The sequence below is a fragment of the Paraburkholderia ribeironis genome, from assembly GCF_900019265.1.
GTDB lineage: Bacteria > Pseudomonadota > Gammaproteobacteria > Burkholderiales > Burkholderiaceae > Paraburkholderia > Paraburkholderia ribeironis.
Genome location: NZ_CYGX02000053.1, coordinates 43,869 through 67,543, shown reverse-complemented (window position 1 = coordinate 67,543; position 23,675 = coordinate 43,869). Strand labels below are relative to the sequence as shown.

Genomic DNA, 23,675 nt, shown 5'->3' with positions numbered 1-23,675 from the left:
TGACAAAGCCCGGCGCGTGGCCAGGCTTTGAGGGGGACTTTGTCAGCAGTCTGAAAAGCCGCGTCGTCGCGCGGCTTTTCATTCATTCGCAGCAGGAGCCGCAACAGCAGCGGCAGCAGGCACTCACATCGCCTTCTTGAACGGCGCGCCCGAGTGTTCGCGCAGTTCGTTGAACACGATCTTCGGCCAGGCCTTTTGCGCGACTTCGATCTCGGAGACATGCGAGGCCAGGTACGTCGGCGCGTCGGACGCATCGAGCGCAATCCGCGCCGCGTACGAATCAGTGAAGCGGCGCAGTTCGCCCGAATCGTCGCACGTCACCCAGCGCGACATCCGGTAACGCGCCGGCGCCATCCGCACGTCGACCTTGTATTCGGTGGACAGGCGATGCGACACCACCTCGAACTGCAGTTGCCCAACCGCGCCGAGTATCGTCAGGCCGCCGCCTTCCGGACGGAACACCTGAATCGCGCCTTCCTCGCCGAGCTGCTTGAGCGCCTCGCCGAGCTGCTTCGCGCGCATCGGATCGACCACTTCGACGGTCTGGAAAATTTCCGGCGCGAAGAACGGCAAGCCGACGAACTGCAACTGCTCGCCTTCGGTCAGCGTATCGCCGAGACTCAGCGTGCCGTGATTCGGAATACCGATGATGTCGCCCGGATACGCTTCGCTCACGGTCTCGCGACGTTGCGACAGGAACGTCACCACATTGTTGGCGCGGAAGGTCTTGTTCGAACGCGTGACCTTCACGGCCATGCCGCGCTCGAAGCGCCCCGAGCACACGCGAATGAACGCCACGCGGTCGCGGTGCGCCAGATCCATGTTCGCCTGCACCTTGAACACGACGCCGGTGAACTTCGGCTCGTCCGGCAGCACCGGACGCTGCACGGTCATGCGCATCGACGGCGGCGGCGCGAGATCGACCAGCGCATCGAGAATTTCCTTCACGCCGAAGTTGTTGATCGCCGAACCGAACAGCACCGGCGACTGCTGGCCGGCCAGGAACTGTTCGCGATCGAACTCGGGCGTCGCCCCGCTGATCAGATCGATCTCTTCTTTCGCGCGCACCCAGCTGTGGCCGAAACGGCGCTCGCCTTCGGCGTCGCCGAGCGCCTGCAGCGTTTCCACCGCGCCGCCCGCCGTATCCTGGCCGGCGCGGAACACGCGAACCTGATCGCGCTGGACGTCGTAGACGCCCTGGAATTCCTTGCCCATGCCGATCGGCCAGGTGAACGGCACGGCGGCGACGCCCAGGTGCTGCTCGATCTCGTCGAGCAGTTCGAGCGGCTCGCGCACTTCACGGTCGAGCTTGTTGATGAAGGTGACGATCGGTGTCTTGCGGCTGCGGCAGACTTCGAGCAGCTTCAGCGTTTGCGCTTCGACACCGTTTGCGCCGTCGATCACCATCACGGCGGCGTCGACCGCCGTCAGCACGCGGTAGGTGTCTTCGGAGAAGTCTTCGTGACCCGGCGTGTCGAGCAGGTTGATGACGGCGTCGCCGTACTCGAACTGCATCACCGAACTCGCGACCGAAATGCCGCGCTGCTTTTCGATTTCCATCCAGTCGGACGTCGCGTAGCGATTGCTCTTACGGCCCTTCACGGTACCCGCGATCTGGATCGCGCCCGAGAACAGCAGCAGCTTTTCGGTGAGCGTGGTTTTACCCGCGTCCGGGTGGGAAATAACCGCGAACGTGCGGCGGCGTTTGAGTTCGGAGACTGACATCAGGTCGGGCGATCACGGATAGGGGTTCGGGCGGTTCCCGGCGGCGCGTGGCTGCCGGTATGCCGCGCCTTGCGCGGCGGCGTCGGGCTGCGGAAATCGGGCTGGAGCCCGCATCGACTGGCAGCCTCGCCGCGTCGGAAACAGGTCACGAACAAACGTATGACAGTACGGGAATCGCCAGCGCAGAACAGCGCAGGGAACGAATGATACACGTCTGGCGCAATGGCCGGGGGAAAGGGCCAGCCGCGAGGGTCGGCGCAAGGGCGGTGACGGTTCGCAGTCAGCGGCGGTTCTGTCGCGCGCACGGTGTGCGGCGTGTGGTGCGAACGCAAAGGTGAGTGTTTTCGGGACCGGCAATGTCGATTGTCGACGCACGCCAAAAGGTGAAGATACCGAAGCATGGTTCACGCACCCACGATGCGACGTTCAGTTACACGTTGAACGGCGCGTAACGGGCGACAAAGCTCTCAACGATTGCGGAAGCGCTCCTTCGCAATCCCTGGAAACGCCCGACAGCAAAGGCTGGCGCGGGTTTTCGGCAGGGCCCTTGAAAGCACAACGGCCAGCAGCGCCCATCACGCGCGGCGGTGCGTCACGTGACAAAGCCTGGCTCACCGAAGCAACGACAGCTGACCTGGATCGCGTCGCGAAACCAATGCCCCGCGCCCAAGCTGAAGTCAAAGGTGAGCGTTTTCGGGACCGCTGTAATGGTGCGAGATAAATCGCGCACTACATCACTTCAGAACAATTCGCCGCTTGACGACACCGCGAAGCAGTTGCGAAGCGTCACACGAAAACGCGCTCCGATCACGCGCATTACCCGTCGATCAGAAAACGCTCGCGATTCTTGCCGGCAAGCCAACTGGGCGAGCGCCCGCGCCCGCTCCAGGTCTCGCCGGTTTTCGGGTTGCGATACTTGGGGACCGACGCCGCGGCCGTCTTGCGCGCCGGCTTGCGCGGGCTCGTGAAGCCGAGTTCTTCAGCGGTCAGATCGTATTCGGCGATTTTCTGCCTGATGTCGGCGATCGCTTGCGCGATTTCCTTTTCGCGGGCGACCGCGACTTCCTTGTGGAGTTTTTCGAGTTGGGCGGTTAACTGCTTATACGTAGCCATGGCGGGTGCTCCCATCGATTAGGCGAATTGCAGTGCGCACACTATCAGACGAAAAAAGTGCCGGGTAGACAGTCCGCCATCGCGCGCCGTCCTGGGCGGCCGAGCCGGTCGTCGCCGCCCGCGCACTCAATCGTCAATCGCATCGTACACGCGCCGTTCGAAGTCGACCGACATCGGAAACGGTTCGATCGACCGCCGCTGGATCAGCATCAGACCGATCAGGTTTTCGACCGGGTCGGCGAACCAGCTGGTGCCGTACGCGCCCGGCCAGCCGAATGAACCCATCGAGCGATAGCCGAGCGGCAACTGCTGCGCCGGGTCGTCGACGATCGACACGCCGAGGCCGAAGCCTTGCCCTGCCCATAGCACCTGTCCGAAAGCGGGCAGGCGCCGCTGGTCGCGCGTCAGAAAATTGCAGCGCATCAGATCGACGGAGCGATGCGACAGCAACCGCGTCGCGCCGACGCGTCCGCGTCCGAGCAGCAGCTGCGCGAATTGCAGATAGTCCTGCGCCGTCGACACGAGGCCGCCGCCGCCGCTCTGGAAGCGGTTTGGGTTCGCCCAGCGGCTCGTCGCAGGATGATCTTCGATCACGCGCCGCCGCGTGCCCGGTTCGATTCCATACGCGGTCGCGAGGCGCGCCAGCTGCGCGTCGGGCACCCAGAACGCGGTATCGCGCATGCCGAGCGGCTCGAAGATCCGCGTGCGGAAAAACTCGCCGAGCGGCATGCCGCTCACGCGTTCGATCAAGACCCCGAGCACATCGGTGGCGATACCGTAGTGCCAGCGCGAGCCCGGCTGGAACATCAACGGCAGCCGCGCGATGCGGGCAAGCCATGCGCCGGTGTCCGCGTGCGCCTCGAAACCGTTGAAAGCGGCCGCGTACGCTTCGGCCAACGGCCCGGTCGCGGTGAAGTGGTAAGCAAAGCCCGCGCGATGCGTCAGCAGATCGAGCACGGTGAGCGGCGCTTTGACCGGGTCGGTGTCATCGAGCGATCCGGCAGGCTCGCGCAGCACGCGCGGTGCGGCCAGCTCCGGCAACCACCGCGAAATCGGCGTGTCGAGCGCGAGACGGTCTTCCTCGATCAGCATGAGGATCGCGGCGCTAGTCACCGGCTTGGTCATCGACGCGATGCGAAACAGCGTGGCGCGCTCCATCGGCAGCTGCGCGGCTTCATCGCGCAAACCGAGCGGCTCGAAGTAGCCGATTTCGCCGCGTCGCCACACCAGCGACACCACCCCCGCCACTTCGCCGCGCTCAACATAGCCTTGCATGGCGTTGGTCAACGCCTTCAAACGAGTCGCGCAAAGTCCTGCTGGTTGCATCTGTGCCCCGGGTCAGTGGAAAGAAAGATGGGTCCGCTCACGGCCGGACAAGCGTGCCCGACGCGTTGCCGTCGCGCTGCAAAGCGGTGCCTGCAAAGCGCATGGCCGACCTAAGGGTACACGACGGCCTTCCCGGGCCGCTAACATTAGTCTTTCTGCCGTCCTTCGAGCGCCGACAATGCGGCCTCCAGCCGTTTGACCCGATTGGCTTGCGCCGGCATCCGGACCGCGCCGGAAACCGAATCGATACGGTTGCGCCAATAGGACAAAGGAATGCGGTCTGCAGCGGAGATACGCAAAATAACGTGTTCCAGATGCTCAATATCTTTTTCGAGCTGATGATGATTCATTGCTTTCCCCGAGATTCTATTGAAATAATTTCAGAGCAAAGTTCGAAACATGGAACGGGTCGCGGCCAGCACGGCATGCTTTATCCATTACGGGAAATTCTTGTCTACTGCCGACCAGTCAGAAAAAATACCGAAAAAACCGCTCAGCTGGTTAATTCGCGAACCGCGGAAGGAGAATACTGCCGCCAAAGCCGGCGTTCCGTTAGCTTCCGCACCGACTTCGCTTATCTCGAAAACGGGGATCAAGGATATTTAGAGTCAGCGGAAAACGCAATAACTCAAAGCCGACCGCATAACCATGCCCGTAAAAAACCATTTTGCATACAGCCCATGACCGGATGCACATTAGGCGCACATATTTATGACAGCCGTGTGCTTATCGCAGTGAAGCTGGCGCGCTGAACGCGGAAATCCGCCGGAGCGTCGATCTAATGGGATCACCTCTACAAACGAAAACACCGGCGCTCTTTTCAAAGCAGCGGGCCGAAGGAAAGGATGCTGTCTGTCGTGCTAATCGCGCCAGCCTGGCACTGGCGTCGGTTTATTTCGCCCGGCAGGCGTAGATCAGGCTGAGTGTGCCGCTTGCGCTGGATTGGCGTACGACATCGTACGCGCCACCGCAGCTTGCGCTGGCCTGCTGCGAGCAGGAGTCGGAGCCGACCGGGCATTGAACCAGCGTGGTGGCGCGGCCATCGGAAAGAAACAACGGCGCGCTGCTGCTGCAACCGCTCAGCACGGCGAGGGCGCCGACCGCCAGCGTGGCGCAGACCGGATGTGCGAAGGAGGAAAGATTGCGTTTCATTTGATGCCCCGATCACGTCTTGTTTTTTGATCTCACGATTGTGCCACGCGGCTATTGCATTGCGTCACAAGGGCCCGCGAGACATTTCAGACGTCGATGCCGTATGCCGCGATCTTCTTGTAGAGCGTCGCGCGACCCATGCCGATCTGGTTCGCCGTGTCGATTACGCGCCCGCCGTTGGCGCGCAGCGCATCGCTCAGAAAGCGCTTCTCGAACGCAGCCATTGCGTCGCTCCACGACACCGGTTCCGGCACGTCCAACCTGGGCTCCGGTGCGCGCGCCTGCGGGACTGCGTCCGTGAGGCGAGGACGTGGGCCGCCCGCCTGCCCGGAGCCGATGAACGGCGCCAGCGCCCGCGCGTCGATCCGCTCGCTGTCGGAGAGCATCACGGCCCGCTCGAGCGTGTTGCGCAGCTCGCGCACGTTGCCTGGCCACTCGTAGGCGCACAGCAGCCGCAGCGCATCGTCCTGCAATTCGAAGTGACTGCCGCCGCGCGTTTGCGTGGACAGGTCCTCGAGCATCGCGTAGGCCAGCGCCTCGATGTCGGACGCGCGCTCGCGCAACGCGGGCGCGTGGATCGTCAGCACGTTCAGCCGATAGAACAGGTCCGCACGAAAGCGCCCCGCCGCAACCAGCGCGGGCAGATCGGCCGAGGTCGCGGCGATGATCCGCACGTCGGCGCGCACGATCCGGTTCGAGCCGAGCGGCTCGAACTCCTTGTCCTGCAGCACCCGCAGCAGCTTGCCCTGCAAAGGCAGCGGCATATCGCCGATTTCATCGAGAAACAGCGTGCCGCCGTTCGCCAGCTCGAACTTGCCGACCCGCCCCTTGCGATCCGCTCCAGTGTAAGCACCGGGCGCGGCGCCGAAAAATTCGACTTCGAGCAGCGCATCGGGAATGGCCGCCACGTTGACGGTCACGAGCGGCTGATTCGCCCGCGCCGAGCCGCCGTGGATCGCATGCGCGAGCAACTCCTTGCCGGTGCCCGTTTCGCCCAGCAGCAACACTGGCGATTCGAGCTGCGCCGCGCGGCGCGCCTGGCGCTTCACTTCGAGACTGGCCGCGCTCGTGCCGACGAAACTGCCGAATGTATAGCGGGCGCGGCGCGCCTGCGCGAGCGACTGACGCGTCGCGATCAGCTCTTCCTGGACACGCGAATAGTGGGAAAAGAGCGGCGTCAGCGCCTTCAGTTCATCGAACAGCGCGAAGCCCACCGCGCCGATCGTCGCCCCGGCGTCGTCCTTGAGCGGCAGGCGCGTCACGACGAGCGGCTCGCGGTCCGTCTCCATGATGTCGAGCAGAATCGGCTTGCCAGTGTGCACGACCTCGCGCATCAGGCTGTTGGGGATCACGGCTTCGCAATCGCGGCCGATCGCCTGTTGCGGGTCCGAAAAACCGAACCGCGCCGCATAACGCTTGTTGATCCAGACGACACGCGCATCGGCATCGACGATGAAGGTGCCTTCGCTGAAATTCTCGAACGTGCGGAACAGCGAGTCCATTGCCCGGCGCAGTACATCGCCGTAGGTGGCGGGCACGCCCGCCCAGTCGTTCATCATCCTTTCGCAGTCTCCGGCTATCGTTTTAATGGTGCTGTCTCAATTTGGAGACAAGCTTATCTCATTGAAGAGATCGCCAGCAAGCCTGATGCATAAGGGTTTGACCTCGGTCCGGCTTAGCTTCGGCTGATTTACGTCCCGTTTTGGAGACGTTTGGGTACAATCGGCCGCATCACGTTTTCCGTCCTGGCCCGCGCCACAACGCGCTGGCGGTGGCAATGGGCGTGGCACGGAACCTGCATTCGGCCGGCACTGTGCCGTCGCTCTATCGGGACGGCGTACATGTAGAACAACCAAGCTTTGGAGACTCAATGTCCTTTGTCATCGTCCTCGCCGCGCTGGCATTTCTGATGTTTGCCGCGTATCGCGGCTACAGCGTCATTCTGTTCGCGCCCATCGCCGCACTCGCCGCAGTGCTGGCGACCGAGCCGGCCGCTGTCGCGCCGGTTTTCACCAGCATCTTCATGGACAAGATGGTCGGCTTCGTGAAGCTGTACTTTCCGGTCTTCCTGCTCGGCGCCGTGTTCGGTAAGGTGATCGAACTGTCCGGTTTCTCGGAGTCGATCGTGGCGGCCGCGATCCGCTATATCGGCCGCTCGCGCGCCAATGCGGTGATCGTCGCGGTGTGTGCGCTGCTCACGTATGGCGGCGTCTCGCTGTTCGTGGTGGTGTTCGCGGTCTATCCGTTCGCCGCCGAACTGTACCGCCAGAGCAATATTCCGAAGCGTCTGATGCCCGGCGCGATCGCACTTGGCGCGTTCTCGTTCACGATGGATTCGCTGCCCGGCACGCCGCAGATCCAGAACATCATCCCGACCACTTTCTTCAAGACAACCTCGTGGGCTGCGCCCACACTCGGCGTGATCGGCTCGCTGTTCATCGTCGTGGTTGGCCTGTCGTACCTGGAATGGCGCCGCCGCGCCGCGATGGCGACCGGCGAAGGCTATGGCACGGATCTCGTCAACGAGCCGGAGCGCGTCGAATCGAAGCAACTGCCGCATCCAGTGTTGGCGGTTGCGCCGCTGGTGCTGGTGGGCGTGGCGAACTTCCTGCTGACCCGCTGGATTCCGACCTGGTACGGCACGTCTTTCACCATCACGCCGGACATCCTGCCGGGCCTGCACGCGCCGGTCGAAACCACGGTCAAGAGCGTGGTCGCGATCTGGGCGGTGCAAGGCGCGTTGCTGCTCGGCATTGTGATGGTCGTGCTGACGGCGTTCAGCCGCGTAAGTGCGCGCTTCGCGGTCGGGACCAAGGCGGCGGTGGCGGGCGCGCTGCTGGCGTCGTTGAACACCGCGTCGGAATACGGCTTTGGCGGCGTGGTCGCGGCGCTGCCCGGCTTCCTGGTGGTGAGCAACGCGCTGAAGAGTATTCCCAATCCGCTCGTCAACGCGGCGGTGTCGGTCAGCACGCTCGCGGGTATCACGGGCTCGGCGTCGGGCGGCATGAGCATCGCGCTTGCGGCCATGTCCGACGTGTTCATCAAGGGCGCCGAAGCCGCACATATTCCGATGGAAGTGCTGCACCGCGTGGTCGCGATGGCCAGCGGCGGCATGGACACGCTGCCGCACAACGGCGCCGTGATCACGCTGCTGGCGGTCACCGGCTTGACGCATCGCCAGTCATATCGCGACATTTTCGCGGTCACGGTGATCAAGACGTTGGCGGTGTTCTTCGTGATCACGGTTTTTTACGTGACCGGATTGGTTTGACGGCGGCGCCGTTCGCGCGGCGCCTGCCTGAGCCTCCGTCTCGGGCGCCCGCGCGGCTCGCCATCGGGAGTTTTGATCGGTTAGCGTAGCCGTTTCGACAATCGGAACGCGCGGCCGCCAACCCATGAGCTCAACTCCCGTTTTCTGGATGATCCCGAACGCCCCGACGCCCGTCGGGCCGTTCTCCCATGCCACTGAAGCCGACGGCTGGGTATTCGTCACCGGCCAGATGCCAACCTCGCCCACCGACGATAGCGCGCCGCTGCCGGACGGCGTCGTCGCCCAAACCCAGCGTGTGATGGACAATCTGCTGCTGGTCCTGCAAGGTCTCGGCCTGGGATTGCAGCACGTGGTTGCCGCGCGCATCTTTCTGACCGAGTTCAAGCGCGACTATGCGTCGATGAACGCCACCTACCGCGCTTACTTCCCCTCCGACGCGCTGCCTGCGCGGACCTGCATCGGCGTCACCGCGCTCGCGCGGGACGCGCTGGTCGAGATCGACTTCATCGCGAAGCGGCCGGGTTGATCCTGACCCGCGGCATCTTTTGACGCCGGCGCCCACCGTATCGATGCAACCCTGCGTTAACGGCCCGGCGCAGCATAAACCTGAGTGGTTTACTGGGAGACCCTAAAGCAGACGGGGTTAATGCCGTTATTCCTTGCAATCGAGTAAGCAACGCGCCAGCTCGCGTCAGCATCAGCAAGGAAAGTCATGCGCAACAACCAGCCTGTCACTGGGCAAGAGTACGAATTCCCGTCGTCACACATGCTTGTTTCCGCGACCGATCTGAGCGGCCGCATCCAGTACTGCAATCCCGCCTTCGCCGCCGTGTCGGGCTTTACGCGCGACGAACTGATCGGCCAGCCGCACAATCTGATCCGTCATCCGGACATGCCGCGCGAAGCCTTCGCGGACCTGTGGACGACGATCCGCGAGGGTCGCCCGTGGACCGCCCTCGTCAAGAACCGCCGCAAGAATGGCGATCATTACTGGGTTCGCGCCAACGTCACACCGGTGGTCGAGAAAGGTGCGATGGTCGGCTATCTCAGCGTGCGCGTGAAACCGGAACGCGACGCGGTGCGCGCCGCCGAAGCCTTATATGCGCGGATGCGCACGGGCCAGTCGCGCGGCGTGCGGTTGCGCGGGGGCGCGCTGGTGCGCACCGGCCTGCGCGGACGCCTCGAGACGTTGATGCGCCTGCCGGTCGCGACGCGTGCGGCGGCAGGCTATGCGCTCACGCCGCTGGCCTTGCTGCTGACCGGCTTCGCCGCGTGGCAAGGCACGCCGCCCGCGCCGTTCTGGATTGCGTTCGGCGTCGCCACGGCGATCAGCGTCGTGTCGTGGCGAGTACTGACGCGCCAGCTCGGCGCGCCGATCGACCACATGTCGGGCTTCGCGACCCGCCTCGCCGCGGGCGATCTGACCGCCGATCTGGAGATCGCGCGTCACGACGATCTCGGCGACGTGCTGCAGGCACTGAATCAGTTGAAGGCGAATCTGGCGGCCATCGTCTACGACGTGCGCGCGCAGATCACCGGCATGCTCGACAACGCGTGCGAAATTTCCAGCGGCAATGTCAATCTCGCACGGCGCACCGAGTTGCAGGCGGCCTCGCTCGAAGAAACCGCCGCCACCATGGACGAGCTGACCACCACCGTGCAAGCCAACGCCGATGCCAGCGGGCGCGCGCTCGATCTGGCGCGGGAAGCGCAGGCGGCGGCCGCAGTCGGCGGCAAGATCGCGGGCCAGGTCGAGCAGACCATGGCCGGCATCACCGCAGCGTCGCGGCGCATCGCCGACATTACCGGCGTGATCGACGGCATCGCGTTCCAGACCAACATTCTTGCGCTAAACGCGGCGGTCGAAGCGGCGCGCGCCGGCGAAGCGGGCCGCTCGTTCGCGGTGGTCGCGAGCGAGGTGCGGATGCTGGCGCAACGTTGCGCGGCGTCGTCGAAGGAAATCAAATCGGTGATCGAGGCAAGTGCGACCGAAGTCGCAGCCGGCACGGAACTGGTTGCACGCACCACGTCGCAGATGCGCGCGATCGACGAAGCAGTGGGCCGCGTGTCGTCGATCATCGTCGAGGTGGCGAACGCGAGCAGCGAACAGGCAGAAGGGATTCGCCAGGTCAATCAGGCGGTCTCGCATCTGGACGGCGCCACCCAGCAGAACGCGGCGCTGGTCGAGCAGGCCGCAGCCACCGCGCAACGTCTCGCGGAGCAAGCCGATGTGCTCGACGAGGCGGTGCGTCTGTTCACGGTCGCCGAAGCCGCGCCCGCGCAGCGTGCAGCGAGCCGGACGCGGCGGGCTCTCGCACCCGCCGCGGCGGACCATGTCGCGCCCGGCTTGACGAGCTCGGGCGCGCAGCACCATCGGGCACGCGCACACGACATCGAGCCGGCAGAAACGACATTGATCTGATAGATCGGCATTACTCCCATCTCGACAGCGCATTATTGAAACACGACCATAGCGCCGTCAGTGCCCACAGTTGCACGGGCAGGCTGACCTGAGTAACAACGGCGTTTAACGGCCCGTCTTTCTTCAGACGGGCTATTTTTTTGCGCACCGGATTGGTGGTCGACGATCGTCGAAGTCGTGCGCGCGAGCCGCATCAAGCTGCGCGTCCTTAACCGGGCCGTGCGTCAGCCGTGTGACACCGGGCAAAACGGTTGCACCGCCACGGCGCACGAAAAATGCGGTTGTCGCCGCGAGGAGTCGCGTTACACTGATTGCCATGCCTGGACACTACGGCGCGTGACCAGCATGTGACAGACGGCGCGCCATCCTGCCCGTACAATGGCTCGTTCAACAACGGAACAAGGACAACCTCGATGCGCATTACCGGGTCCTCCGGGTCAATGGCCCTGCTCACCGAATACGACGACGCAACGGCGCGCGAACTCCGCACGCTGCGCCTCGAATCGACAGAAGACGGCAAAGGCATTCTTCTGATCGAGGTCGATGAGCGCAAGCCGGGCATACACCGCGAAGTGCGCTACGAAATCACGCCTGCGGAGCTGATTGCCGCGATTCGCGCGCATGGCGCCGAACTGCCGGGCGAACAGCATAATCACCGTCAATGAAATGACGCTTGCGGTATCGCGCTCTCGCGTGAATGCCGCGTGCTTTGTCTGCTTTACCGCCGTGAGTCAATTGCGATCGCGCGATATGCCCGGCACGTGCAGCGCGCCTGATTCGCGCGCCCGCATGCGACGCGGGTTCGATCGTTTTCTCTTTTATTCCGCGCATGTCAGTAGTGCGCGCTTTGAGCGATTCAGCGCGCCGCATTAGCGCGTTCAGCACCTCAATATCGGGTAAATCTTCAGGCAGTTGCACGCTTTGAAAATGCGTCCATAATTCCTGAATTCTCCCGCTTTTCTTTCCAGCGCCGCACCCGAAAGGGTGGCGGAAGTAAGCCGATGCTACATGATCTCGTCGAGCAATATGGGCCGGCGCTCGTCTTCGCCAACGTGCTGGCCGCCTCGCTTGGGCTGCCCGTGCCGGCGATGCCGTCGCTGGTGCTGTTCGGCGCGATGGCAGCGATGCATCCCGGCTCGATCGGTACGCAATTGCTGCCCGTGCTGGTCCTGTCGATATTCGCCACGCTGATCGGCGATAGTGCGTGGTATCTCGCCGGTCGCATCTATGGTGGCAATACGCTGAAAACGATTTGCCGCCTCTCACTGTCGCGTGACACCTGCGTGAAAAAGACCGAGCGCTTTTTCGGTCGCTGGGGCGTGCGTGTGCTGGGCATCGCCAAGTTCGTTCCTGGCCTGTCGATCGTATCGATCCCGATGGCCGGCGCGATGGGCACGCGCTACCGCACGTTCCTCACCTACGACGGCATCGGCGCCGCGTTGTGGTCCGGCACGGGCCTGATCATCGGCGCGTTGTTCGCGCGGCAGATCGACATGCTGTTTGCGATCGCTGGGCGCCTCGGCCGCACGGCGGCACTCGTCGCCGTCGCGCTGCTGGTGATGTACGCGGCTTATCGGTGGATCCGGCGCCGTCAGCTGATTTCGAAGCTGGCGTCCGCGCGCATCGAAGTCGACGAACTCGCGAAGCTATTCGCAGCGGACAAAACGCCGGTGCTGTTCGATATCCGTTCGCGGGAAAAGCGCAAGCTCGACCCGTTCGTGATTCCGGGCTCGCAATTCGCCGACGAGCGGCAACTCGACCAGATCATCGCGACCTATCCGCACGATCAGAAGCTGGTGATCTACTGTTCGTGCCCGAATGAAGTTTCCGCGGCATGGATGGCCAAGCAGTTGAACGAAGCCGGCTTCTCCGACGTGCTGCCGTTGCGCGGCGGCATGGAAGCCTGGCGCGACTCGGGCAAGCCGGTCGAGGCGCTGCCCGACATGCCACCGCCGGAAGTGGCGGTCGACCATATCGCGCCGAAGGCCATCTAGCACGGCAGCACACCCGCATCAGCGCGCGTGCGCGCCGTGCCGCTTCGCCTCCCGTTCGATCCGTCAATGAACACCGAAGGAGCGGTTCAATGCTTTCGACTCAGGAAGTCTCGACTCAGGACGCCGAAGGACAACAGGCAGTCGTCGCCGACGCGCCGTTTTCGTCGCTCTCGACGCGCATGCATCAAATGTTTCCCACGCTCACCTGCGAGGAAATTGGCCGGCTGCGCCGGTTCGGCGAGATTGGTCACTGGAAGGCCGGCGAGCTGATGTTCGAGACCGGCCATACCGGTCCCGGCATGTTCGTGGTGCTCGAAGGGCGCGTGAAGATTTATCAGCGCGATGGCATCGGGCGCGAAGTCTTGATCGGCGAGCATGGCGCCGGGCATTTTCTTGCCGAGGTCGGGCAATTGTCGGAGCGGCCCGCACTGGTGAACGGCATGGCGCTCACTGCCGTGGAGGCGCTGCTGATTCCGCCCGAGAAGCTGCGTGCGTTGATCGTCGCCGAAGCCGAGCTGGGCGAACGCATCATGCGCGCGCTGATTCTACGGCGCGTGTCGCTGATCGAAAAGGGCGCGGGCGGGCCGATCCTGGTCGGCAATAGCAGCGACGCGCAGCTCGTGATGCTGCAAGGCTTCCTGTCGCGCAACGGCCATCCTCATTCGGTGATCGACGAACGCGACGAAGATGCGCTGCGTCTGATCGAGCAGTTCGCCGCGCAGCGCGAGGACATGCCGCTCGTAATCTGCCCGGACGGCAGGGTGCTGCGTCATCCGAGCATGCCGGAACTCGCCACCTGCCTCGGCCTGCTGCCCGATCTCGATGATTCATATGTCTATGACGTCGCGATCGTCGGCGCGGGGCCGGCGGGTCTCGCCAGTGCGGTGTACGCGGCGTCCGAAGGGCTGTCGGTGATCGTGCTCGACAGCCGCGCGCCCGGCGGCCAGGCGGGCGCCAGCTCACGGATCGAAAACTACCTCGGCTTTCCGACCGGCATCTCCGGCCAGGCGCTGGCGGGCCGCGCGTTCGTGCAGGCGCAGAAGTTCGGCGCGCGTGTCGCGATTCCGGTCCACGTCAAGGCGCTGCATTGCGCGGCGTCGCCGTATCGGCTGGAACTGAAGTGCGGCGGCCACATCACCGCCCGCACGATCGTGATCGCGAGCGGCGCGGTCTATCGGCGGCCCGCGCTCGAAGGACTCGACCGCTTCGACGGACGCGGCGTTTACTATTGGGCGTCGCCGGTCGAAGCCAAGCTGTGCAAGCGCCAGGAAATCGTGCTGGTGGGCGGCGGCAATTCGGCCGGCCAGGCGATCGTCTATCTGGCGACGCATGCGGCCAAGGTTCATGTATTGATCCGCCGTAGCGGCTTTGAAGCGACCATGTCGCGCTATCTGATCGACCGGATCCGCTCGCTGCCGAATGTGTTCGTGCATCCGAATTCGGAGATCGGCCGGCTCGAAGCCGACGAAAGCGGACTGGCATCGGTCGGCCTGAAGCAGCCGCTGCCCGACGGCGTCGATCATTTCGACACGCGGCATCTGTTCCTCTTCACGGGCGCCGATCCGAATACCGACTGGCTGCGCACGTGCGGCGTGCGGCTCGACGCGAAGGGCTTCGTGCTGACCGGCATCGGCGCAGGCGGTACGGCCGCCGCCTGCGATCTCGCCACGACGGTCGAGGGCGTGTACGCGATCGGCGACGCACGCGCGGGGTCGACGAAACGGGTGGCGGCGGCAGTCGGCGAAGGCGCGGCCGTGGTCGCGCAGATTCACCAGCTGCTGGCGGTTTCCGCAGCGGAAGCGGTCGCGCTGGGCGCCTGACGGTTCGCCGGGCTTTCGCATTGGCGTTGGTCGAAGGCGGGCGGGTAACCTGCGGTTACATGCGCCTGCAACTCGTTGCACCTGCATTGCTTTCTGTCCCGTAAGATGATTGTCAGCCATTCGACAACGAATGGCCGATATTTCATGGGATTGGAGTAAGCGCTAAAGCGCTAACTCCAATCGACCGCCTTGCATGGGATTGGAGTAAGCGCTAAAGCGCTAACTCCAATCGACAGGAGACAAGCATGCTCAAACGCGCGATCGTATTCGCCACCTTCGGCCTTACCACCACCTGCGCATCGACAGCCGCTCTCGCGCGGGTCGACGTCGGTGTGTTCTTCAATGCGCCGGGACCGGTGTACGCCGTGCCTCCGCCGGTGGTCTACGCACCGCCGCCGCCAGTCGTCTATGCGCCGGCACCGGTCTATGGCTACGGCTATCGGGGCGACTATTATCGCGGCCGCGACTGGCATCATGACCACGGCCGGCATCGCGGCTGGGAGCGGCATCATGGGCGTGACTGGTAGCATGGCTAGTGGTGTGGATGGCAGGTCTCGCAGGCGTTGCGCGCACGCCGGTTCATGCGCCGCTGTCACGCCGTAGTCACGCCGCAATAGCGGCGGCAGATCGCGGCCGCGCCGCACGCCCGCTCTCATTGCAGTCACCTACCGACGGACCCCCGCGTGAAGACTCTGCCGCTCTCCGCAGCCCGTACCCTGCATCTGACCGCGCAGGGTTTGCTGTCGCCGCCGCGGCGCAAGGCCGTCAAGGCCGATGTGCTCGATACGATCCGCCGCATGGCGCAACTGCAGATCGACACGATCCACGTGGTCGCACGCAGTCCTTATCTCGTGCTGTTCAGCCGCCTCGGCGCCTATCCGCAGCAGTGGCTCGACGAACATCTCGCCGAAGGCAAGCTGTTCGAGTACTGGTCGCATGAAGCCTGTTTCGTGCCGACCGAAGACTACGGCTTGCTGCGCCATCGCATGCTCGACCCGAGCGGCATGGGCTGGAAATACGCAGCCGAATGGCACCAGAAGCATCGCAAGGACATCGACGCGCTGCTCGCGCATATTCGCGCGACGGGCCCGGTGCGCTCGGCGGATTTCGTCCGCGAGGCGGGCACGAGCAATGGCTGGTGGGACTGGAAGCCCGAGAAGCGTCACCTCGAAGTGCTGTTCGCGCTGGGGCAACTGATGGTGGCTGAGCGCCGCAATTTCCAGCGCGTCTACGACCTGACCGAGCGAGTGTTGCCGAACTGGAACGATGCACGCGATTTACCGCCGGCCCACACAGTCACCACCGAAGTGCTGCGCCGCACCTGCCGCGCACTCGGCATCGCACGCGCCGATTGGGTCGCCGACTACTACCGGCTGCCGCGCCGCGCCTATGGTGACGAATTGCATGCGCTCGCCGACGCGGGCGAACTGATCCCCGTGCACGTGGAAGGCTGGAAACAGGACACGTTCGTCCATCGCGACTTTGCGTCGTTGCTCGACGACGCTGCGAGCGGCAAGCTCGCGTCGACCGCCACGACAGTGCTGTCGCCATTCGATCCGGTGGTGTGGGATCGCAAGCGCGCCACCGCACTATTCGGCTTCGATTATGCGATCGAATGCTATACGCCCGCGGCGAAGCGCCAGTACGGCTACTTCGTGTTGCCGCTGCTCAGCCGGGGCCGTCTGGTCGGCCGCGTGGATGCGAAAGCGCATCGGGCGCAGCGCGTGTTCGAACTGAAGTCGCTGCATATCGAGCCGGGTGTGCGTCCGAGCGCCCGGCTTGCCGACGATCTGCGCCGCGCGCTGCAACGTTGCGCCGATTGGCACGGCACGCCGCAATTGGCCATCACGTCCGCGCCAGCAGATTGGCGTGCTGCATTAAGCACCGTCGACGACGCAGACGCGTGACGACATCGCGCGAACCCGCGCTCATCGCGCTCAATGCGGTGCCGCTCGCGCGGCAGCGGTGCGCGAGCGCTTCAGCGATCCAGCTTCGCGCGCAATTCGCGAGCGGCTTCCAGCAGCCCTTCGTAACCTGAACGCGCGTGCTCCGGCAGATCGGGATCGCCAACCAGCGCGCCCAGCGTTTCGATCAGGCTGTACAGAATGCCCTTCGCTGCGCCCGATGCGATGCCGCCGGACGATACCTGCTGATTGACGTGACTGAGCGCTTCATCGAGGTGTTCCAGCTCGGGCCGGTCGCCCGTGGGCGGCTTTGGCGAAACGTCTTGCGTCATGATGAAACGTCGCTCCTGTTGATGCATCAGTGAACAAGCCATTCTTCACTTCGTTATATACCGATCGTGGGCCGCCGTCTATTCGTGTTCGGCGCGAACGCGATCCACGTTAAGGGGTCCATCGATACATCAGGATTTTTGCACGTGCGTCATCTTCCAGCAGGACCACGTACTCGCCATTGTCGCGCCGCACCGCGCTGATGCCGAGATACACGTCGACCCAGCCGCTCGTGTTGCCGACGCTCGCGCCTGGCGTCATGTAGCCAACCGCCTGGCCCGTGCGTGCGTCGTATACGTCCACCTTCGCCGTGTACAACTCCGCAACGAAGATATAGTGGCCCGCCACCGCCACCCCCACTGTGGTGATTTGCGGATTGCTCTGGGTATTCCAGGGCAGCGAGATCGCGTACTGCTGCGTCGGCGTGCCGGAGCTCCAGTTGTCGTAGCGTGCGAGCACCGGACCCGCTTCCTTCCAGTGCGTCGCGTCCCACGGAATCGCGCTCGTGAAACCGGATACGTACATCGTGTCGGTCGATGCGATGTAGACGATTCGCGCCAGCCGCGTGAACGGTTGCGGCATCGCGAACATCTTCGAACTGGCGTACGTGTAGATCGGATTGCCAGCGGAGTCGAGCCCTTGCAACGGCATCTCGCGGATACCACTCAGCGGCGTGGCGAGCCACACGTTGCCCGGCGCATCGACCCACCAGAAGCCGTTGCCGACCGTGCTGCCCGTCGCGGGATTGCTGCTGATCTCGCTCGCGTCGACGGTGCCATTGCCATTGCTGTCGCGCCACAGCCATTCGCCATAGGTCGGCTGCGCCGCGGGCCACGTGCCCGGCAGCGGATTCTGCGCGAGCAGGCCGGACGGAATCGCCACCTCGCCATGCGCCGCGTCGAAGCGATAGATGTTCAGATAATGCGCGCCCGGATCGAGCGTATAGAGAAACGGCTGACCGTTGATTCTGCGCACCATCGGTTCGCCGCGCACACCGCGCGGCTGGTGGAACGCGGGGTCGTCGGGATAATCGAAACGGTCGAGCGTGAAGGCCGTATATGACCATTCGTGGCCGACCGGCTGGCTGTAATCGAGCGTGAATCGCTTCGAGCCCGTATAGACCGAATTGGGCGTGGCCGGATCGAACGCGGCGCTATCGACGAACATCAGTCCGTACAGCCGCCAGTTGACAGTACGCGAGCCAAACACATAACTTTCGAGCACCGCGCCCTGTCCGACCGATGCCGAGCCCAGTGCGCGCGGCCCTTCACCATTCTGCGCGACATACAGATTGCCCGCCGTATCCACACCGATCCCGGTGATGCCGTTGAAACGCGCGTCGCCCGGCACGCCCTTGATTGAGTGGAAGATGCCGTTGCGTGTGCCGATCGCCGTGCCGGCCTGCGGTCGACCGTTGGCGTCCTTGTTGAATACGAGAATCTGCTGCGACGGCCCGTTGTCGGCGACGAGGAGCTGCCCTGTCGGCGTGACCGCGATATCGGCCGGTACCGTGCCGGCGGGCAAGGTCAACGCGCTGGCAAGCGCGGTTCCGTCAGCGGCATAGTGCAGAATAGTTAGGTTTCCCGATGAAATGCCGCTCATCACCCACAGCGTCGAATCGGTATCCACTGCAATGCGTCCCGGCGATGTCACGGTCCACGAGCGCAACGGCTGCATCGACACGGCGTCGAACACAGCGATCCGGTTGCCGTAGGTGTCGGCCACATACAGTTCGCGATCGGTGGCGGAGATCCCGCGAACGCTCGCGTCGGTTCCCGTCGGCACCGCTTCGAGCGACAGAAAGCTGTTCTTCGTCGCGTTGGCGCTGTTGCCGATGCCGCCGCTGAACGGCGCGCCGGTCGCCAGATTCGTCAGCGTGCGGCGCGTGATGCCGTACCAGGTCTGATTGGCCGGCGGATAGTCCGCGCCGACCAGCGCGTTGCTCTTGTTGCCGATCGACATCGCCGCATACAGGTACGTGTGATTCACCGCGACCGCATCGCCGCCGGCGGCGCCCCAGCCATGCGTCGAGCCGGCTACCGCGAGTTTGTCGCCCGCGCGATAGGCCGCGATTTCGCTGCCGCTCTCGTCCCACGGCGCATTGGTATAGACGGTGCCGTCGGCGCCAACGCTAATCGCCTGAATATCCTGCTGCATCCATTTGCCATCGCCAAACCCAAAACTATTGCCAATCCAGGACGTGGTGTAAGTGAGTTGTGATTGCGCAGACGCATTCAGCGGAACGAGACTATGGATTAAAACCACAGCCACGCCCAGGCGAGAGAAAAGTTTCACGACGGTCATTCCTTGCGAGGCGTGAAACGCGCACGGTCAGCGGTTCCGGCGCGCTTTCGCACGTACGCGCAATGGTCAGCTAGCGCGCATATGTGAATGTTGACGTTTTATGCTCGCATAGAAAAAGCGGAAATTTATTGATAAAAAATTCGCAATACGCGTTATTCGAATTAAATAATTCGACGCGCATATAATTAGGCTGAATTGGAATGCTATTGGATTCTTACGCGTATGCATTCAGCACAGCGCTGCGTGTGTCGACGGCGCTTACGCGAGTGGCGGGATGCGAATGGGAAAAGCATGCGAGCACGGCAAGCGGCTCGGGTGAGGTGGATGGCCTTCGCTTCACGACGAAGCGAAGTGAAGCGAAGGCCTGCGCGCTGCGCTACCGCTTAGGCAACAGCCGCTTCCGCCGCCGCAACGGCGGGCGACACGATCGCCTGGCCTGTCTGCCGGCGCGAACGCCCGGAGCTCAGATAGTCCGCGATCGAGTCCTGCGTGACTTCGCCGATATAGCGGCCGTCGCTATCCAGCACCGGCATCCATGACGAGTTGAACTGGTACATCTTCGACAGCACGATGCGCAGATGTTCGTCGGCGTTGGCCGTCGCCTTGAACGCGGTGAGATGGTCGCCGCACACGCCCTGAGCCGCACGCGCCGCGCGGCGCGTCACGTAGCCGAGCGCCTGCTGGTTGTCGTCGACGATGGTCAGATAGCGATTGTCGCTGTCGTCCATCATCTGGAATGCGCGCGCCACCGGCATGTCGGCGCGCGCAGTGTCCGGTTGCGTGGCGGCGTCGCCGGCTTTCACCAGCAGCAGGCGCTTGAGCGTGCTGTCCTGACCGACGAACGCACCGACGAACTCATCGCGCGGATGCGCGAGCAGCGTATCCGGATGATCGTATTGCACGAGTTGACCACGACGGAACACCGCAACACGGTCGCCAAGCTTGATCGCCTCGTCGATGTCGTGGCTCACCATGATCACCGTCTTGTTCAATTGACGCTGCATCTGGAAGAACTCGTTCTGGATCGACTCGCGATTGATCGGGTCGACCGCGCCGAACGGCTCGTCCATCAGCAACACCGGCGGATCGGCGGCCAATGCGCGAATCACGCCGATCCGCTGTTGCTGCCCGCCCGACAGTTCACGCGGGTAGCGCTTCAGATATAGCTTCGGATCGAGCGCCACCATCGACATCAATTCCGTGGCCCGTTCGCGGCAGCGCTTCTTGTCCCAGCCGAGCAGACGCGGTACGACCGTGATGTTCTCCTCGATCGTCATGTTCGGGAACAGACCGATCTGCTGGATCACATAGCCGATGTGCCGCCGCAGTTCGACTTCGTTCAGGCCCGAAGTATCCTCGCCGTTGATCAGCACGCGGCCCGAGGTCGGCGCGATCAGGCGGTTGATCATCTTCAGCGTGGTGGTCTTGCCACAGCCCGACGGCCCGAGAAACACGCAGATCTCTCCGGCGCCAACCGTCAGGCTCACCGAGTCGACCGCGCGTACCTGCTGGCCGTCCTTCTGCGCAAACGTCTTGGTCAGTTTGTCGAGTTCGATCATGTCTTTTGCACTCCTTTCGGTGTCAGCAGGCGTTGCAGCGCCTGCAGCATCAGGTCGGCGACGATTGCGAGCAGGCTCACCAGCACCGCGCCAACCAACAGTTTCATCATGTTGCTCTGGCCAATTGCGCGGACGATCAGCGTGCCGAGGCCGCCCGCGCCGATCACCGCGGCGATCGTCATCACGCCGATATTCATCACCACGGCCGTACGCACGCCGCCCAGAATGACCGGCACGGCGAGCGGCAAGTCGACCAGACGCAGCCGTTGCCAGACGGTCATGCCGATGCCGATGCCGGCTTCCTTGATGCCGGTATCCACGTTGCGCAGCGCGAGGCAGGTGTTGCGCATGATCGGCAGCAGCGAATAGAGGAACACGGCGGTGATCGCCGGCACCGCACCGATCCCCTGGCCGAAGCGCGAGAACACCGGGATCATCAGACCGAACAGCGCGATCGACGGCAAGGTCAGCACCACGGTCGCGATGCTCAGCAACGGCGTGGCAAGCCACTGATGACGATTGATCAGGATTCCCAATGGAACGCCCACGATGATCGCGCAGCCCACCGCGACGCCGACCAGCCACACGTGTTGCACGGTCAGTTGCAGCAGTTCGGGCCAGTTGGCCGATAGATAGTCGAATACAGTCATATAAAAGGTCTCCGCTCAGGGCAGCTTGTGCGTGCGCAGGAATTGCGCGGCGACTTCCCGCACCGGCTTGCCGTCGATGTCGACCTGCTTGTTCATCTCCAGCATGGTGTCGTTATTCAGCGCGTCGGAGAGCGCGTCGAGCTGCGTCGCGAGTTGGGGGTTCCGGTCGAGTATCGCTTTGCGCACGACCGGCGTGGCGTTGTACGCGGGGAAGTAGTGACGGTCGTCTTCGAGCGGCACGATGTTGAAGCCCTTCACGCGGCCATCCGTCGTGTAGATCAGACCGATCAGCACCTGATTGTTATGCAACGCGGTGTAGACGAGGCCCGGGTCCATCTGACGCGTTTCGGCACGGCTGAAATCCATGCCATACGCGGCTTCCAGCGGCTTCAAACCGTCCGGACGATTGGCGAACTCCGCATCCATCGCGAACACGTGCTTCTTGTTCGGCTCCGCCGCGAGCTTCGCGGCGAGTTGCGAGATCGTGTGGATGCCGGTTTGCTGCGCAACCTGCTGCGGCAAGCCGAGCGCGTACGTGTTGTTGAGCGGCGATGCATCGAGCCAGACGAGGCCACGCTTCGCATCGAGCGCTTTCACGCGTTCATACATCGTCTTCGGATCGAGCTTCTCGGTGATCTTGTTGTAGACAATTGCGGCGGTGCCGGTGTATTCCCACACCACGTCGATCTGACCGTTCTCCTGCGCGCTGCGCAACAGCGTGCTGCCAAGTCCCGTGCGCACGTCAATCGTGTAGCCCTTCGAGCTCAGGTATTGCGAGGTGATCTCGGCGAGAACGTACTGCTCGGTGAAATTTTTTCCGCCGAGCACGAGCGTCGCCGCGCTCGCATGCAAGCTCGTGACGAGCAGTGTGCCGGCCGCGATCCAGCGGCTGCGTTTGAACAGATTCATCATGCCGCCACCCCGCGACGTGCCAGCAGGTAGCGGCTGCCGGCCGAAACGATGCCGTCCAGCACCAGCGCGAGAATCGCTGTCGCCGCCGCGCCGAGCAGAAGTTGTTGCTGATTGTTCAGGTAGATGCCGGGGAAAATCAGCGTGCCGAGACTGTCCGCGCCGATCAGATACGCGAGCGGCGCGCTGCCCACGTTGATCGCGAGCGCCGTGCGCACGCCGCCGATGATGATCGGCATCGCGTTGGGCAACTCGACGCGCGTGAGCGATTGCCAGCCTGTCATGCCGATTCCGCGCGCCGCTTCGCGCAGCGCGGGCGAGACGTTTTTCATGCCTTCGTACGCGTTGCGCGTGATCGGCAGCAGCGACGCGAGGAACAGCGCGACGAGCGCCGGAATGTCGCCGATGCCGAAGATGCCGAGCGCGATCGCAAGCACTGCTAATGACGGAATCGTGTTGCCGATGTTGAAGATCTGCATGAAGCGTTCGGCGTGATGCGCGAACGATGGCCGGCTCAGCAATACGCCGGCGGGAATGCCGACCAGCAACGCGCAGGCCATCGAATAGCCGACTAGAAGCAAGTGCCGCTTCGTGTAGTAGACGAGATCGGGCGCGTACTGCTGCAATGCGCCGGGGTCGATCGCGCGGCACAGCAACGCGACGACAATGCCGATGGCGACAAGACTGCCAATCAGTCTGGCAGAACGATGAATCATGAAGATGCGCCTCCTTGTTCGAGCGACGCGCGCCAATGGCTACGCCGCACAGGCGTCGTGACGACGCTGCGAATGGGAAGTTCGGGACGCGGCAGGTGCCGCGAGGTGAACCGAGTGGTGCCGGACGGGTGTTGTTTGCCCGGCACGAGGGTAACGGGCGATGCGTTGCTCGAACCCTCGGTGGCTTGCCAGTCAGCAAACTGGCGCCAGATCCATCGATGATGTGGACAGCGGTGTTGGATCGCTTGTCCGGCAGGGCTTTGGGGCCCCTTGGGAAACCGGTTTTTCACCGGCGGCGGGAGGAATGCAATGTGCTGCCAGTTTGCATCCAACCCCTTCTAACTTAGCCTATTTGGCTGCGATTTCGCGGTTAGTGAGCGAGCGATTATACGGGCGTCGGGTGGGTTCGTCTACCCACGTGGTTAATTCATGAGCAGTTCCGGCGGCCTGGTTGTTCGAGAACGGCTCCCGCAAAGACTC

The 23,675-nt window shown here is 63.6% G+C and carries 20 protein-coding genes; 8 read left to right on the top strand and 12 right to left on the bottom strand.

Annotation, left to right across the window (positions count from 1 at the left end; translation table 11 throughout):
* Nucleotides 1-123: 123 nt before the first annotated feature.
* The 6 genes from BN2475_RS23390 to BN2475_RS23360 all read right to left on the bottom strand — a co-directional run bounded on the left by BN2475_RS23390 (nt 124) and on the right by BN2475_RS23360 (nt 6,875).
* The gene (locus BN2475_RS23390) at nt 124-1,725 is read right to left on the bottom strand and encodes a peptide chain release factor 3 (RefSeq protein ID WP_094781859.1); all 1,602 of its coding nucleotides are present in this window, start codon (nt 1,723-1,725) and stop codon (nt 124-126) included.
* Between the two features lie 816 nt (nt 1,726-2,541).
* Nucleotides 2,542-2,838: an H-NS histone family protein gene (locus BN2475_RS23385; protein ID WP_094781858.1), complete on the bottom strand. Its 297-nt coding sequence runs from the start codon at nt 2,836-2,838 to the stop codon at nt 2,542-2,544.
* A 126-nt stretch (nt 2,839-2,964) separates the two neighbouring features.
* Nucleotides 2,965-4,164: a serine hydrolase domain-containing protein gene (locus BN2475_RS23380; RefSeq protein ID WP_094781857.1), complete on the bottom strand. Its 1,200-nt coding sequence runs from the start codon at nt 4,162-4,164 to the stop codon at nt 2,965-2,967.
* Nucleotides 4,165-4,310: 146 nt separating this feature from the next.
* The gene (locus BN2475_RS23375) at nt 4,311-4,514 is read right to left on the bottom strand and encodes a hypothetical protein (RefSeq protein ID WP_094781856.1); all 204 of its coding nucleotides are present in this window, start codon (nt 4,512-4,514) and stop codon (nt 4,311-4,313) included.
* 541 nt (nt 4,515-5,055) lie between these two features.
* Nucleotides 5,056-5,316 (bottom strand): hypothetical protein, encoded by a 261-nt coding sequence (locus tag BN2475_RS23365; protein WP_094781854.1) that lies wholly within the window; start codon nt 5,314-5,316, stop codon nt 5,056-5,058.
* Between the two features lie 86 nt (nt 5,317-5,402).
* Nucleotides 5,403-6,875 carry a sigma-54 interaction domain-containing protein gene (locus BN2475_RS23360; protein WP_094781853.1) on the bottom strand — a complete coding sequence of 491 codons (1,473 nt, stop codon included), beginning with the start codon at nt 6,873-6,875 and terminating at the stop codon, nt 5,403-5,405.
* Between the two features lie 311 nt (nt 6,876-7,186).
* On the opposite strand from BN2475_RS23360, the gene BN2475_RS23355 reads away from it, so the two are divergent.
* The 8 genes from BN2475_RS23355 (at nt 7,187) to BN2475_RS23315 (ending at nt 16,730) form a co-directional block, all read left to right on the top strand.
* The gene (locus tag BN2475_RS23355; RefSeq protein ID WP_094781852.1) at nt 7,187-8,587 is read left to right on the top strand and encodes a GntP family permease; all 1,401 of its coding nucleotides are present in this window, start codon (nt 7,187-7,189) and stop codon (nt 8,585-8,587) included.
* A 124-nt stretch (nt 8,588-8,711) separates the two neighbouring features.
* Nucleotides 8,712-9,113, top strand: coding sequence for a RidA family protein (locus BN2475_RS23350; RefSeq protein WP_094781851.1), 402 nt, complete (start codon nt 8,712-8,714; stop codon nt 9,111-9,113).
* Between the two features lie 186 nt (nt 9,114-9,299).
* Nucleotides 9,300-11,009 (top strand): methyl-accepting chemotaxis protein, encoded by a 1,710-nt coding sequence (locus tag BN2475_RS23345; protein WP_245841525.1) that lies wholly within the window; start codon nt 9,300-9,302, stop codon nt 11,007-11,009.
* Between the two features lie 413 nt (nt 11,010-11,422).
* Nucleotides 11,423-11,674: a hypothetical protein gene (locus BN2475_RS23340; protein WP_094781850.1), complete on the top strand. Its 252-nt coding sequence runs from the start codon at nt 11,423-11,425 to the stop codon at nt 11,672-11,674.
* 336 nt (nt 11,675-12,010) lie between these two features.
* Nucleotides 12,011-13,003 (top strand): DedA family protein/thiosulfate sulfurtransferase GlpE, encoded by a 993-nt coding sequence (locus tag BN2475_RS23330; protein ID WP_094781848.1) that lies wholly within the window; start codon nt 12,011-12,013, stop codon nt 13,001-13,003.
* Nucleotides 13,004-13,092: 89 nt separating this feature from the next.
* Complete coding sequence (locus BN2475_RS23325) at nt 13,093-14,823, top strand: FAD-dependent oxidoreductase (RefSeq protein ID WP_094781847.1); 1,731 nt, start codon at nt 13,093-13,095, stop codon at nt 14,821-14,823.
* 245 nt (nt 14,824-15,068) lie between these two features.
* On the top strand, nt 15,069-15,350 hold the full coding sequence (locus tag BN2475_RS23320) for a hypothetical protein (RefSeq protein ID WP_094781846.1): 282 nt from the start codon (nt 15,069-15,071) through the stop codon (nt 15,348-15,350).
* A gap of 156 nt (nt 15,351-15,506) precedes the next feature.
* Complete coding sequence (locus BN2475_RS23315; RefSeq protein WP_094781845.1) at nt 15,507-16,730, top strand: winged helix-turn-helix domain-containing protein; 1,224 nt, start codon at nt 15,507-15,509, stop codon at nt 16,728-16,730.
* 71 nt (nt 16,731-16,801) lie between these two features.
* Here the strand turns inward: BN2475_RS23315 and BN2475_RS23310 are convergent, their stop codons facing one another.
* The 6 genes from BN2475_RS23310 to BN2475_RS23285 form a co-directional block, all read right to left on the bottom strand.
* The gene (locus tag BN2475_RS23310) at nt 16,802-17,059 is read right to left on the bottom strand and encodes a hypothetical protein (protein WP_094781864.1); all 258 of its coding nucleotides are present in this window, start codon (nt 17,057-17,059) and stop codon (nt 16,802-16,804) included.
* A 109-nt stretch (nt 17,060-17,168) separates the two neighbouring features.
* Nucleotides 17,169-19,361, bottom strand: coding sequence for an NHL repeat-containing protein (locus BN2475_RS23305; RefSeq protein ID WP_245841522.1), 2,193 nt, complete (start codon nt 19,359-19,361; stop codon nt 17,169-17,171).
* 383 nt (nt 19,362-19,744) lie between these two features.
* The gene (locus BN2475_RS23300; RefSeq protein ID WP_094781844.1) at nt 19,745-20,920 is read right to left on the bottom strand and encodes an osmoprotectant ABC transporter ATP-binding protein OsmV; all 1,176 of its coding nucleotides are present in this window, start codon (nt 20,918-20,920) and stop codon (nt 19,745-19,747) included.
* Nucleotides 20,917-21,570, bottom strand: a complete 654-nt coding sequence (locus tag BN2475_RS23295) for an ABC transporter permease (RefSeq protein ID WP_094781843.1) — start codon at nt 21,568-21,570, stop codon at nt 20,917-20,919. The genes BN2475_RS23300 and BN2475_RS23295 overlap by 4 nt, the downstream gene beginning before the upstream one ends.
* A 15-nt stretch (nt 21,571-21,585) precedes the next feature.
* The gene (locus tag BN2475_RS23290) at nt 21,586-22,482 is read right to left on the bottom strand and encodes a glycine betaine ABC transporter substrate-binding protein (protein WP_425435562.1); all 897 of its coding nucleotides are present in this window, start codon (nt 22,480-22,482) and stop codon (nt 21,586-21,588) included.
* Entirely contained in the window at nt 22,479-23,195 is a 717-nt protein-coding gene (locus BN2475_RS23285) for an ABC transporter permease (protein ID WP_094781842.1), read from the bottom strand. The genes BN2475_RS23290 and BN2475_RS23285 overlap by 4 nt, the downstream gene beginning before the upstream one ends.
* Nucleotides 23,196-23,675 lie beyond the last annotated feature (480 nt).

What these genes read in the sequence shown, in the direction of transcription:
- BN2475_RS23390 (WP_094781859.1), bottom strand. Translation starts at nt 1,725, where the DNA reads ATGTCAGTCTCCGAACTCAAACGCCGCCGCACGTTCGCGGTTATTTCC.
- BN2475_RS23385 (WP_094781858.1), bottom strand. Translation starts at nt 2,838, where the DNA reads ATGGCTACGTATAAGCAGTTAACCGCCCAACTCGAAAAACTCCACAAG.
- BN2475_RS23380 (WP_094781857.1), bottom strand. Translation starts at nt 4,164, where the DNA reads ATGCAACCAGCAGGACTTTGCGCGACTCGTTTGAAGGCGTTGACCAAC.
- BN2475_RS23375 (WP_094781856.1), bottom strand. Translation starts at nt 4,514, where the DNA reads ATGAATCATCATCAGCTCGAAAAAGATATTGAGCATCTGGAACACGTT.
- BN2475_RS23365 (WP_094781854.1), bottom strand. Translation starts at nt 5,316, where the DNA reads ATGAAACGCAATCTTTCCTCCTTCGCACATCCGGTCTGCGCCACGCTG.
- BN2475_RS23360 (WP_094781853.1), bottom strand. Translation starts at nt 6,875, where the DNA reads ATGATGAACGACTGGGCGGGCGTGCCCGCCACCTACGGCGATGTACTG.
- BN2475_RS23355 (WP_094781852.1), top strand. Translation starts at nt 7,187, where the DNA reads ATGTCCTTTGTCATCGTCCTCGCCGCGCTGGCATTTCTGATGTTTGCC.
- BN2475_RS23350 (WP_094781851.1), top strand. Translation starts at nt 8,712, where the DNA reads ATGAGCTCAACTCCCGTTTTCTGGATGATCCCGAACGCCCCGACGCCC.
- BN2475_RS23345 (WP_245841525.1), top strand. Translation starts at nt 9,300, where the DNA reads ATGCGCAACAACCAGCCTGTCACTGGGCAAGAGTACGAATTCCCGTCG.
- BN2475_RS23340 (WP_094781850.1), top strand. Translation starts at nt 11,423, where the DNA reads ATGCGCATTACCGGGTCCTCCGGGTCAATGGCCCTGCTCACCGAATAC.
- BN2475_RS23330 (WP_094781848.1), top strand. Translation starts at nt 12,011, where the DNA reads ATGCTACATGATCTCGTCGAGCAATATGGGCCGGCGCTCGTCTTCGCC.
- BN2475_RS23325 (WP_094781847.1), top strand. Translation starts at nt 13,093, where the DNA reads ATGCTTTCGACTCAGGAAGTCTCGACTCAGGACGCCGAAGGACAACAG.
- BN2475_RS23320 (WP_094781846.1), top strand. Translation starts at nt 15,069, where the DNA reads ATGCTCAAACGCGCGATCGTATTCGCCACCTTCGGCCTTACCACCACC.
- BN2475_RS23310 (WP_094781864.1), bottom strand. Translation starts at nt 17,059, where the DNA reads ATGACGCAAGACGTTTCGCCAAAGCCGCCCACGGGCGACCGGCCCGAG.
- BN2475_RS23305 (WP_245841522.1), bottom strand. Translation starts at nt 19,361, where the DNA reads ATGACCGTCGTGAAACTTTTCTCTCGCCTGGGCGTGGCTGTGGTTTTA.
- BN2475_RS23300 (WP_094781844.1), bottom strand. Translation starts at nt 20,920, where the DNA reads ATGATCGAACTCGACAAACTGACCAAGACGTTTGCGCAGAAGGACGGC.
- BN2475_RS23295 (WP_094781843.1), bottom strand. Translation starts at nt 21,570, where the DNA reads ATGACTGTATTCGACTATCTATCGGCCAACTGGCCCGAACTGCTGCAA.
- BN2475_RS23290 (WP_425435562.1), bottom strand. Translation starts at nt 22,482, where the DNA reads ATGATGAATCTGTTCAAACGCAGCCGCTGGATCGCGGCCGGCACACTG.
- BN2475_RS23285 (WP_094781842.1), bottom strand. Translation starts at nt 23,195, where the DNA reads ATGATTCATCGTTCTGCCAGACTGATTGGCAGTCTTGTCGCCATCGGC.